The organism is Alkalihalobacillus bogoriensis ATCC BAA-922 (assembly GCF_000621445.1).
Lineage (GTDB): Bacteria > Bacillota > Bacilli > Bacillales > Bacillaceae_F > Bacillus_AO > Bacillus_AO bogoriense.
In genome coordinates, this window is the sequence record NZ_JHYI01000006.1 from 444,416 (window position 1) to 455,713 (window position 11,298).

14 protein-coding genes are annotated in these 11,298 nt (G+C 36.1%); 5 read left to right on the forward strand and 9 right to left on the reverse strand.

Translation table 11 applies throughout. From position 1 onward, the window contains the following. Positions 1-32: 32 nt before the first annotated feature. The 3 genes from T323_RS0102125 to T323_RS0102140 form a co-directional block, all read right to left on the reverse strand. Complete coding sequence (locus T323_RS0102125; protein WP_026671820.1) at positions 33-548, reverse strand: TRAP transporter small permease; 516 nt, start codon at positions 546-548, stop codon at positions 33-35. Between the two features lie 268 nt (positions 549-816). Beyond that, complete coding sequence (locus tag T323_RS0102135; protein WP_026671821.1) at positions 817-2,241, reverse strand: hypothetical protein; 1,425 nt, start codon at positions 2,239-2,241, stop codon at positions 817-819. A gap of 9 nt (positions 2,242-2,250) precedes the next feature. Then, positions 2,251-2,646, reverse strand: coding sequence for a DUF309 domain-containing protein (locus T323_RS0102140; RefSeq protein ID WP_026671822.1), 396 nt, complete (start codon positions 2,644-2,646; stop codon positions 2,251-2,253). Positions 2,647-2,832: 186 nt separating this feature from the next. Here T323_RS0102140 and T323_RS0102145 point away from each other — a divergent pair, with 186 nt between their 5' ends. Together T323_RS0102145 and T323_RS0102150 are read left to right on the forward strand one after the other, a co-directional pair. Then, positions 2,833-3,309: a divergent PAP2 family protein gene (locus tag T323_RS0102145; RefSeq protein WP_026671823.1), complete on the forward strand. Its 477-nt coding sequence runs from the start codon at positions 2,833-2,835 to the stop codon at positions 3,307-3,309. A gap of 15 nt (positions 3,310-3,324) precedes the next feature. Then, entirely contained in the window at positions 3,325-4,146 is an 822-nt protein-coding gene (locus tag T323_RS0102150; RefSeq protein ID WP_026671824.1) for a cobalamin-binding protein, read from the forward strand. Positions 4,147-4,205: 59 nt separating this feature from the next. Here T323_RS0102150 and spsC read toward each other — a convergent pair whose 3' ends face one another. The 4 genes from spsC to T323_RS0102165 form a co-directional block, all read right to left on the reverse strand. After that, positions 4,206-4,910, reverse strand: a complete 705-nt coding sequence (gene spsC, locus T323_RS0102155; protein ID WP_026671825.1) for a stationary phase survival protein SpsC — start codon at positions 4,908-4,910, stop codon at positions 4,206-4,208. A 346-nt stretch (positions 4,911-5,256) separates the two neighbouring features. Continuing rightward, positions 5,257-5,574, reverse strand: coding sequence for a YuiB family protein (locus tag T323_RS0102160; protein WP_026671826.1), 318 nt, complete (start codon positions 5,572-5,574; stop codon positions 5,257-5,259). Positions 5,575-5,698: 124 nt separating this feature from the next. After that, positions 5,699-5,833, reverse strand: coding sequence for a YuiA family protein (locus T323_RS29090; protein WP_169737863.1), 135 nt, complete (start codon positions 5,831-5,833; stop codon positions 5,699-5,701). A 240-nt stretch (positions 5,834-6,073) separates the two neighbouring features. After that, positions 6,074-7,273 carry an NAD(P)/FAD-dependent oxidoreductase gene (locus T323_RS0102165; RefSeq protein WP_026671827.1) on the reverse strand — a complete coding sequence of 400 codons (1,200 nt, stop codon included), beginning with the start codon at positions 7,271-7,273 and terminating at the stop codon, positions 6,074-6,076. 358 nt (positions 7,274-7,631) lie between these two features. Between T323_RS0102165 and T323_RS0102170 the strand changes: the two genes are divergently transcribed. Further along, entirely contained in the window at positions 7,632-8,621 is a 990-nt protein-coding gene (locus tag T323_RS0102170) for an NAD(P)/FAD-dependent oxidoreductase (RefSeq protein ID WP_026671828.1), read from the forward strand. Between the two features lie 141 nt (positions 8,622-8,762). Here the strand turns inward: T323_RS0102170 and T323_RS0102175 are convergent, their stop codons facing one another. Together T323_RS0102175 and T323_RS28245 are read right to left on the reverse strand one after the other, a co-directional pair. After that, positions 8,763-9,113 carry a HesB/IscA family protein gene (locus T323_RS0102175; RefSeq protein ID WP_026671829.1) on the reverse strand — a complete coding sequence of 117 codons (351 nt, stop codon included), beginning with the start codon at positions 9,111-9,113 and terminating at the stop codon, positions 8,763-8,765. 107 nt (positions 9,114-9,220) lie between these two features. Further along, positions 9,221-9,394 (reverse strand): aspartyl-phosphate phosphatase Spo0E family protein, encoded by a 174-nt coding sequence (locus T323_RS28245; RefSeq protein ID WP_243529491.1) that lies wholly within the window; start codon positions 9,392-9,394, stop codon positions 9,221-9,223. Positions 9,395-9,696: 302 nt separating this feature from the next. Between T323_RS28245 and mqnE the strand changes: the two genes are divergently transcribed. Continuing rightward, positions 9,697-10,791 (forward strand): aminofutalosine synthase MqnE, encoded by a 1,095-nt coding sequence (mqnE, locus tag T323_RS0102185; protein WP_026671830.1) that lies wholly within the window; start codon positions 9,697-9,699, stop codon positions 10,789-10,791. A 99-nt stretch (positions 10,792-10,890) separates the two neighbouring features. Further along, the gene (locus T323_RS28665; RefSeq protein ID WP_156942366.1) at positions 10,891-11,028 is read left to right on the forward strand and encodes a hypothetical protein; all 138 of its coding nucleotides are present in this window, start codon (positions 10,891-10,893) and stop codon (positions 11,026-11,028) included. Positions 11,029-11,298 lie beyond the last annotated feature (270 nt).

The following is an 11,298-nucleotide window of genomic DNA, read 5'->3' on the forward strand; positions in this document are numbered from 1 at the left end:
CCTCTCTATACTTTAGTTTTCATTTCACTAGATTACGAGTAATCTTTTTTCTCTGTGGCTAAATAGACATCTTTTTCTTTTATATTTATCCACATATTACGTAAATATTGAATCCCACCTAGTACTAGCCCGATTGGTACGAATAATAAAAATAAATACACCGGTACTTGTAGTGCAGCTGTTGTTCTTCCTGAGCCACGTACATTGTCCAAATATCCGTATGCATAATAGGCTAATACAAAAAGAATAATGGCCGTAACAAAAGGTATGAAAATAGCCATCGCCTTTCGAATACGGAATGGAGCCATATCGAAAAATGCAGACATACTAATATGTCGACCTTTTCTTGCAGCATAACTAATTCCCATAAATGTAGCTAGCACTACTGAAAATTCACTAATTTCATATGCGAACGGCCAGCTTGAACCCGTTATAGCACGAGATAATACATTTCCAACAACCATAATGGAAATGATGATGATGGAGTAGCTTAAGATAATCTCTTCGAATTTCATAAGGTAACGGTCCAGCGTATGGATAACATTCAATGACTAAGCCTCCTTCTTGGTAGTTTTGACGTGAAATATGGTGCCTTTTAAACACTACTTACTAAATATGGTACTGAAATTAGGTAAAGATTACAAACTCCTTATACAAGCGTATGAGCGTATATCTCAGAATATGACAGGCTGAAAGAAATTAACATTACGAATATTGCCATATCCTCCTCTGTTCTAATGTATTTTTCCATATCCTCCAAAAAAGGATGAACAAGTGCCTTGAAGCCATCTTGTTCATCCTTAAAATCGTTCTTTATCATTCGTTTTGTGTCATTGACAAAATTGTTGCCGCTAATGTACGAACTAGCTTTCCTGTTCCACCTTGTTCTTCACTATCGCTTCCACCAGCTTTACGCCACCCTGTCGCTTCTAGGTTAAAATGTACCCACGGCGTTTGTTCCGCAAACTCTTGTAAAAATAAGCCTGTCGTTAATGAAATTGCTTTCGCACCATTTCCGTTTGTTACATCTGCAAGATGACTTGTTTTCAGGAGTTTTCGATACGGTTTATAATTTGGCAATGCCCATAATGTTTCACCTGCGTTTTCAGCACTTTGTTCCAGTCGTTTTTGCAAATTTTGATCATTTACAAACATAGGTATAATCTCATCACCTAACATTTCCCCTATCTCATCCTGACCACTCCCTATCGAACAAACCTGAGCAGCCCCTTTCAACTTCGCAAACGTAATCGCATCTGCTAAAAGTAACTTTTCTTTTTCATCTTTATTTGTAATTTCAATTGTTTTTCCTTGATAAGAACAGACAATCTCTCCTTCAATTAAACTCTTCGTTTCTGATAATACCGGCATGATTAAAGAAACATTTACTTTAGGTTTCAAGGTTGAAAGAATGCATAACACCGCTATACATATGGCAGCTCCCACTTTACGTAAAGGCTGTCCTAATTCGATTACTCCACAACCAATAAGACCAATATGAGGTGATGGATGCTCACAGCCAGTATATGAAATACACAGCAATTGACCCGAGTTATTAGCAACAGATACAAGTCCTCCCATCCCAAGCTCCTCGATATCCGTTTGATTTAGCACATCGACTTCAAACTCGGACTGTTTCTTCCAAACCTCGACTTTATGAATTATGTCACTGACACGATGTAATGAAGCAGGAATGTTCATAAAATGCCTTGCTTCATTAACGCCGACACCGATAGCTTCTCCTCGTTTCAACTGTTTTGCCATTTCACTTTTATTTAAATCCGTCAAAATGTAAATATGGCTAAGATTTTTGTCCACTTTATTCGTCTTTTCTTTATAATCATGTATTTTAAACCGAGAAGTCACAATGACTTCAGCCAGTTGAGACACTTCATTTTCACAAAGAAGAAACGTATCCAAATAAATCACAAAATCACAATACATTAAGTTATGATGGTCTTTAAAAAAAGTAGAAATCACTGTTCGTATGCTTGGAATCGTCTGTTCATTTTTCTTCTTTCCTAACCCAATAAAATAATACATTCTTCCTTCTTCTGACAGAACCGAAGTCATTGCACCGTATGTTGATGGAATTTGCTTCTTTTTTATTAATCGTTTGAATCCTTCGTTTTCACTCCATTGTTCCAAAAAAGACAATGAGGTCGGTTGGGTTTCATATAATCCGATGATATGATGTTCAATATGTTCAATACTTTTTTTGTTTTGACTGACAGTAAACATTGTAATCCCTCAACTTCCTTCTTCCTCATGAAGATACAAAGCCAAACTTGGTAATTTCGGTAATTGTTCTACATCTTCAAATGGTACACGCTCGACATCCTGTGGTATAATAGACAAGCACGTTTTTATAAAGTCATTAATTTCTTCAAGATCCACTCCCCAGAATTTTGGCCGATACGACTGAATATAATGATGAGCTGCTTGCATCATAAGCCTGGCACCTCTTAAATTTCCATACTCATAATGATAGATAGCAACAGTCATTTGTAATAATCCTTTTAAAAAATAATTGTCTTTTTCAGTCATCCAAATTTCTTCAAGTAAATCATGGCATGTATAATAATCGCCTTCATTAAACTTGATAAAAAACTCATAGTATTCACTTGGATATGGTGGTTCACACATAGTTTTCCTCCTTTTAGTAAAGGAATTTTCTTTAAACACTCATCATTCCATCTTAATTTTATTCTTATGAAAAAACGGGTAAGGATACATAATGGTTTTCACGCATGCAAGATGGAAGATCGCATAAACTAAGTATACTTTATTTCGCATTTTATCTTCTACCAAGAAAGGACGAGCATCATTCTTATGGATTTATTTGATAATTTCCCGCTATGGGCCGCTTTATTTTCAATCGGATTTGCACAATTCATTAAAGTACCACTCGCATTTTTAGCGACTCGAAGGTTAGACTGGACACTCTTAACAAGTACAGGTGGAATGCCAAGTTCACATTCAGCAGCGGTGACGGCACTTTCTACCGCGATTGCATTAGAGGAAGGGTTAGGCTCCCCCCTATTTGCAATATCCACGATTTTTGGCATTATTGTCATGTTTGATGCGACTGGCATTCGTCGACATGCTGGTTATCATGCAACAGTATTAAATCAACTTGTCGGTGATTTTAATAAGTTAGTGGAAGAAGTAAAAACATGGCCGAAAAAAGAAGAAATGGAAAAGCGTGAAGAACTAAAGGAATTACTTGGACATCAGCCAATTGAGGTGTTTTTTGGTGGGTTATTAGGGATTATTTTATCTTTAACTATTTACGCAATTCTAACGTAACAGGGGGGGATTGATTTGAGGATTATTTCAATTTGCCCTAGTAACACCGAGTTAATAGGTTATTTAGGCTTGACAGAAAAGCTCGTTGCTGTCGATGATTATTCTGATTGGCCAAGTGAAGTGAATCAGCTTCCTCGTCTCGGACCTGACCTTCACATTGACATGGACCGGTTACAATCGTTTGAGCCAGACCTTGTGTTAGCATCGTTAAGTGTACCTGGAATGGAACGAAATATTGAAGAATTACAAAAAAGAAACATTCCACACCTTGTATTAAACCCAAACACATTAGATGAAATTGCGGACGATTTACTCCTTGTCGGTCAGTACACAAAGTGTGAGCTTCGCGCTCAACAACTCTTCAAACGCTTTAAACAAATCATTCTTGACTATAAAACCCTTGCTAAAGACGTAAAAAAAACGACTGTATATTGGGAATGGTGGCCAAAGCCTGTTTTTACACCAGGAAAACAAAACTGGCTTACTGAAATTAGTCAATTAGCCGGTGGCGTGAATATTTTTGAAAGCGAAAATATCGCCAGCGTACAAACAAACTGGGACGACGTGTACAAACGAAACCCCGAGCATATTTGTCTCGTTTGGGTTGGTGTGCAAACGAATAAGGTAAATCTAGATGTTGTTTACAAACGACCGAAATGGATGACACTTCAAGCAATCGAAAAGAAAAACATTTACATATTAGAAGAACCGTTTTTTTGCAGACCATCTCCACGCTTACTAATTGGATTAAAGAAAGTCGCAGCTATTCTACACCCAAATAGATTTCCTCCGTTTGATGGAACTGATCCGTTATTACACAAAAACACGCTTGAATAATATCTAAGTCACTGAAAATAAATTTTTCAGTGACTTAGAAAATTCATGCATATTTTTTATTAAAACGACATTTGTTCACGAAAGACTTGAACAGCTTCATTTTCATTTAATTTGACTAAATCCTCTTCTGTTAAACTTCCATTGCCCTTTTTCACTAAGTATACTTCCACTTCACGTTTACCCCAATTCTCAAAAACGTCCGCTACAGTTTCATAATACAAATCAATTTTATTACCTTTAATTGCAGACCCAGTATCCGCCACTACACCATACCCATATCCAGGAATATACAGTATTGATCCGATCGGATATTTTGTAATATCAGCCGCAATTGTAGAGTATAAATCACGTTTTACTTTCACACCAGAAAATGTAATCCCATATGCCGGGTGGTCAGGTGTTTTCCCAGTCGACTCAATGCCAGCTGTGTATCCGGTAGCGACCACAGTACTAGATGGATACTGACTCCAATCTATCGCCTCATCTAACGAAACTGGTTCGGATTCGACCACTTCATGAGAAATCGATGTTTCTTGGCTTTCAGCAAATGAAAGTTCTTTCCGATGCATACTCACCTCTTTTTTTTCAATATGTTCAACAGTTGACGGTTCAATTGGTCTCATTAAATTATGTTGTTCATTTGGCATCCATTTTGATAATTCAGCAGCACTCACTCCTGATAACGTTGAAAAAGTAGTAAACAATGCGACAAAAAATAATCCTGTCATTAATATTCTGCGAAATAGTTTTTTCGCGATTTCCATTTTCTTCACTCCTCTCACAGAAATAATCCTGTCCAAAAATGGCAAAGATTATTCATAAAGAGGAGTTAAAATTTTCTGTTTATTTAAAAATTAAAAAAACACTACTGAAAATTAGTAGTGTTCTTTGTTGCTAACAGACATCCATTCCGCTATTTGATTAAATCATTATAGTTTTCACACTCTATCGGACATCTGTTCCGTTATCTTTAGAAAACACGTTACTTTCACCGCATTTTAGTTGAAGTAACGGAACTGATGACCGTAACGATACTTAAAAAAGGCGTTTATGACGAAATAGCGGATAACATGTCCGTAACACTTTTTCGAGACCGAGTCTCTCGTCTTGTTAAAACATTTGGTACCCACGATTTCTTAACATTTTAATAACAATCCCTGATAAAATAGCTCCAATCAATCCACTTGTTAATACAACTAAATCAACAAGTTGTAACGCTACTAAATCATGCCCTAACGCTTGGAAAGAAGAAATTGGGGCTGTGAAATATTCAAAAAACCTAACATTATCAACAATTAAAATGACGATGATTGGATAAACAATGGCCATAACCCAAGTAGCCCTTAAAATCATGTTTAATAAAAAGCCGATTCCAAAAAATAATATTAAAAACAGCATAATTGATATAATTAACTGTGGCAAACTCATCATGGTTGCTCCACCCCCGTATCATTGAATAGTTTACTCAATCCTAGCGGAAGCGTCAACAATGAGGTGTAAGAATAAGACAATGTTCGTGAACGTTTTGTGAAAACTACGAAGGATGGGTGTCTTACTTCACATTGCTTTTGCCGCTACCGAGACAAGATAAGCATGTTTCTGTCCCGCCAACAACTAAATGATAATAACCAACCCCAAAACAATATGGACACTGTCCTTTTCGAATTTCTAATCTTCGGTATATCATTTTATCCTACCACTCCTTTTATCTGAACTTTCTGATAATATACCAAGGATTTACGTTTTTGAAAAGAAAAACTTTCTAGTTAAGAAAAACGCGAGAGCGTCTTTTCTTTCAAGCGAAGTGCGGAGCCTTCGCTCTTCTTGAAAAAGCTTTCAAAGCTTCACTGCTACACCAAAATTTTTATCTTTCTTATCTTTTAAGAAAAAAAGAACCGAGAGGCAATTCTCTCGGTTCTTTTTCATATTATAGTGGGCTTTTTCCTTTTTTCAAGACAAGACCAGGTCCACCAATGATATACAATGAACGGTTATCAATCATTTTTTTCATAAAGCTTGCGCTCGTACCATAAAGCTTTTTCCCGAATACAAGGCCAATCGCTTCACTTCCACCAAGAGACGCAACTGTTCCTTTAATTTCAGGTTTGAATGTTTTCGTTTCTTCCCCTTTAATTAAAGCTTTTAAATTATAAGCACATACTTCCCCTTGTTGAAGGGCAATTTGTGCTGTAGGAGGATATGGTCTGTTAATTTCTTCATTGATAATTAACGCACAGTCACCAATAATAAATACATCATCATGTCCAGGTGCACGTAAATCAGGTTCTACTTTCACACGTCCACGCATTGCTTCAAACCCTGATTTTTCAATAATCGAACTACCACGAACTCCTGTTGCCCAAACAACTGTCTCTGCTTTAATTTCATCGCCTGTTGCGAGAACGACTCCACCTTTAACCACTTCTTTAATGGGACAGCTAATTTTAAATTCAACCCCACGACTTTCAAGTAAATTCATCGCATACTCAACTAGCTCTGGATCGAATCCTGGCAATGCTGATGGTGCTGCTTCAATGACATACATTTTTACTTTTTCTTTTGGCACATCATATTTTGCACATAGGTCTGGAACACGTTCACTTAATTCACCAATAAATTCAATACCTGTAAATCCTGCACCAGCTACAACAAATGTTAATAACTCATCGCGTTTTTCATCTTCACTATTATATTTAGAGAACATATAATCAATATGAGTTCGAACTTGACGAGCGCCATTCACTGTCCATTTACTAAATGCATGTTCGAATACACCTGGAACTCCGAAAGTTTCTGGCTCAGACCCTAAAGCCACAACTAAATAATCATACTCAAGTTCTCCATTGTTTAATACGACCTTTTTGTCTTCCGTTTTCACTTCTACAACAACGTCTTTAATAAATTGAACACGGTTTGTGTCGAGTACGCTTTTAATTTCGACACGTGCTTTTTCCGGATCCATTGTTCCAGCTGCTGGTTCGTGTAACCATGTTGTTTGATAATGGTAATCATGTTTGTTTACAAGTGTAATTTCTGCTTCGTTGTAACCAAGCTCTTTTTTAAGTTTTGCTGCTGTAATTAATCCTGCATAACCCGCTCCTAAAATGACAATTCTAGGCTTATTCAATCGAATCACTTCCATCTTTTAATATTTTCTTTGTGAGATAATTTGACAAATTTGTTCACAATTAGTTTGTGATTTATTTCACGTACTTGAATAAATTAGTGCCTATGATAATAAAAATGAAACAATGTCGCAAAATATTCACAATCCGCTTTTATTATATTAGTCTTTTTACATTTTTTTTTCAATACTTTTAACATTAATTTTCTCTAAATACGGACGATTATCCGAAAAATAAATTGGAATGTAAGGAATCTTATGATGCAAAACAAGAAAAATCATTGGTTGATACTGCTTTCATTTCCAATGCTTTACGACTATAATAGAAGAGGATTATCAGAACTTTGTCGGAGGTGCAAAAATGACTGAACAAAATGTGTATGATATTACGATTATTGGTGGCGGTCCAACAGGATTATTTACCGCCTTTTACGGTGGCATGAGACAAGCAAAAGTAAAAATCATTGAAAGCATGCCACAGCTTGGCGGTCAGCTTTCTGCTTTATATCCAGAGAAATACATATATGACGTAGCAGGCTTTCCTAAAATTCGAGCACAAGAACTAGTCGATAACTTAAAGGAACAAATGGATAAATTTAATCCAACGATCGTGCTAGAGCAATCCGTGCAAAAAGTTGAAAAGCGTGACGATAACGTTTTTGAATTAAAAACAGACAAGGAAGTCCATTATTCCAAATCTGTTATTATTACAGCTGGTGCTGGCGCTTTCCAACCACGCCGTTTAGAAGTTGATGGCGCTAGTCAATATGAAGGAAAAAACCTTCATTACTTTGTTAGCGATTTAAGTGTATTTGCCGGTCAAAAAGTGTTAGTTTGTGGCGGTGGTGATTCTGCTTTAGACTGGTCTTTAATGTTAGAGCCAATTGCAGAGAAAGTGACCCTTATTCACCGACGTGATAAATTTAGAGCGCATGAACATAGTGTTGAGTTATTGCACCAATCAAAGGTAAATGTTCAAACTCCTTACGCGATCAAAGAATTAATTGGTGATGGTGAAAAAATTAATAAAGTCGTTCTTGAAGAAATTAAAGGTGATAAAGAAGAAACATTAGATGTTGACGCTGTTATCGTTAACTTTGGTTTCGTTTCTTCGTTAGGTCCAATTAAAGAATGGGGACTTGATATCCAACGGAACTCCATTATTGTTAATTCAAAAATGGAAACAAATATCCCAGGCATTTATGCAGCTGGTGATGTAGCCACTTACGAAGGAAAAGTAAAATTGATTGCAACTGGTTTTGGTGAAGCACCAACAGCGGTGAACAATGCGAAATCGTATATGGATCCTGATGCAAAACTCCAACCAGGGCATAGTTCAAGTATGTTTTAAAAAAACAAGTGGGACATGTCCCACTTGTTTACTAAGCTGTCGAAAATTTCGGCAGCTTTTTTGTTTTATTCATTTCCAGATATGAGATAAATTTAAAAATATACAAAAGACAAGTAGGACTATTCCCACTTGCCTTTATAATTAGCAGTCTTCAGGTGTGCCCGCATTCGTGGCCGTTCGGAATGATGTTCCACATCCACATGAGGCAATTGCATTTGGATTGTCGATTGTAAATCCTCCACCCATCATGTTTTCCTTATAATCAATGACAACGCCGTTTAATATTGGAGCACTTTCAGTATCAACAACAACATTTAACCCATGTATCGAAAACTGTTTGTCATCATCATTGGCTTCTGCATCAAACCCCATCCCATACGAAAGACCACTACAGCCTCCGCCTTTAACACCAACACGAAGCATGACATCGTCTTCTTCTTCAGCCATCATCACTTTAATTCGCTCGGCAGCCGCTTCTGTGATTGTTATCATTACACATTCTCCTTTCTTTGTGTAATTGCATTGTTTATATTATTATTGTACTGGTTCAAAAAAAATATCTCAAGAAAATAAGCTACCCAATTTATACGTCATCGTCCTTATTGGCTAGCTACTTTTTTGGGTAACATATCATTATGTTTTTTGTCTAATTCTTGACTGTATTTTAATACAAGTGGGTGATTCATGCCATTTACTAGTGCTGTTTCAATCATTTTTTCTCTTAATTGCTCAATTTGCTTTAAACAATCTTCACAGTATGAACGGTTGACCACTATTATCACCCCTTAACTAATATAAGTGTTTATAAATTCTAATATACCCAATACTCTACCATATTTAAACCTTTTTTGGTAATCGGAACTTCTCTCTTTCATTTATTTGTAACAATTGATAGTATAGTAGAAGAATGTAATAATCTTTTGTAAATATAAATAAAGGAAATAGAGAAGTGATTTTTCCCTTAAAGAAAAACTACTTGTTTGTCAAGGATTTTACCATATTTCCTTTAAAAATGGAATATTATTTATGAAAAAGTAAACGAAAACATATATTTTTTTTACAAGGGAGGAAAATCATGTCATCTTTAATTCTTGACCAAAGGATGAATGCAATAACAGAGAAAATTAACCATAGTGAACGGCTTTCCATTGAAGATGGTCTTTATTTGTATAATAACGCTGATTTATTGGCAGTGGCCCAACTAGCTAACCAAGTTAACACGAAGAAAAACCAAGATCATGTTTATTTTATTCAAAATATGTACATTAACCCTACAAATGTATGTGAAGCGAATTGTGGATTTTGCGGATTTAAACGAAAGCCTGGTGAAGATGGAGCTTACACGATGAACGAAGAACAGCTCCTTGCTTATGTTGAAGAACGCTGGAGTGAAAACATTCGTGAATTTCACATTGTAGGTGGACATAATCATGAAGTTCCATTTGACTATTATTTAAATACCATTCGCACTTTAAAAAAGCATTATCCTACATGTACGATAAAAGCATATACTGGTGCTGAAATTGAGTTTTTTGCTCGTATTTCTGGGCTTTCTATGAAAGAAGTGCTTGAGGAACTTATTAAAGCAGGCTTAGATACGATGCCTGGTGGCGGTGCAGAAATTTTAACAGAACGATATCGCCTGAAAATGAGTCCTGATAAAGCATCAACAGACCAATGGTTAGAAGCACATGAAATTGCTCATGGACTAGGCTTACGAACGCATGCTACAATGCTATATGGCTCAATTGAAACTTTAGAAGAACGTTTAATCCATATGGACAGACTTCGCCAATTGCAAGATCGGACAAACGGGTTTATGGTATTTATCCCACTTGCGATGCAACCGAGAAGCATTAATGCCGGCTGGAAACGCCGTACAACAGCTTATGACGACATGAGAACATTAGCGATCAGTCGTTTAATGCTTGATAACTTCGACCACATTAAAGCATATTGGATTAACATCGGTGTTCAACTGACACAAATGGCGCTTACTTTTGGTTCAAGTGATATTCATGGAACTTTAATTGAAGAACGAATCTCTCACTCTGTTGGGGCATTAACAACTCAAGGAATTACGAGAGATGAATTAATTCACCTTATCAAAACAGCAGGAAAAACACCTGTTGAGCGTGATACATTCTATAACGTCATTAAAACATATTAATATAAGAAAAACGCGGAGCGTCTTTTCTTATAGAATAAACTTTCAAATCTTCACTGCTAGACCATACTTTCATATCTTTTAAAAAAAGTGACTCCATTGATGAGTCACTTTTTCTATAATCACCATTCTGGCGGACATACGTTCGTCTATATTGCCCAAATGGAAGGTTTATCAAAAGCTATCGGACATTGGTTCATTGGCCTTGCAAATATATCCACAATTGATGAAGAATATTAATCCAGATTCACTTTGATTTAAAAATATAGAAAATATGTATAAATTTCACATCAAACTTTATGAGAAATGAGAAAAAAAGTTGAAGGGGCAGTATTTAAGCCACTCGTTATCCAAAATTTTTAAGTTTTATCGGTTTTTATACTTTACGGTTTTTGAACGTTTTTCTCCCACTGGTTTCACAACTGCAACACTACCAAGAACCATCTATGATATGCAACTTTCCGAAGCCTTTAAACGAACTATTTGGTGTGGTAACTTCTTTTACTTTTT

Coding starts and splice junctions, on each gene's coding strand:
- T323_RS0102135 (WP_026671821.1), bottom strand. CDS start 2,241: ATGTTTACTGTCAGTCAAAACAAAAAAAGTATTGAACATATTGAACAT.
- T323_RS0102140 (WP_026671822.1), bottom strand. CDS start 2,646: ATGTGTGAACCACCATATCCAAGTGAATACTATGAGTTTTTTATCAAG.
- T323_RS0102145 (WP_026671823.1), top strand. CDS start 2,833: ATGGATTTATTTGATAATTTCCCGCTATGGGCCGCTTTATTTTCAATC.
- spsC (WP_026671825.1), bottom strand. CDS start 4,910: ATGGAAATCGCGAAAAAACTATTTCGCAGAATATTAATGACAGGATTA.
- T323_RS0102160 (WP_026671826.1), bottom strand. CDS start 5,574: ATGAGTTTGCCACAGTTAATTATATCAATTATGCTGTTTTTAATATTA.
- T323_RS29090 (WP_169737863.1), bottom strand. CDS start 5,833: ATGATATACCGAAGATTAGAAATTCGAAAAGGACAGTGTCCATATTGT.
- T323_RS0102170 (WP_026671828.1), top strand. CDS start 7,632: ATGACTGAACAAAATGTGTATGATATTACGATTATTGGTGGCGGTCCA.
- T323_RS0102175 (WP_026671829.1), bottom strand. CDS start 9,113: ATGATAACAATCACAGAAGCGGCTGCCGAGCGAATTAAAGTGATGATG.
- mqnE (WP_026671830.1), top strand. CDS start 9,697: ATGTCATCTTTAATTCTTGACCAAAGGATGAATGCAATAACAGAGAAA.
- T323_RS28665 (WP_156942366.1), top strand. CDS start 10,891: ATGAGTCACTTTTTCTATAATCACCATTCTGGCGGACATACGTTCGTC.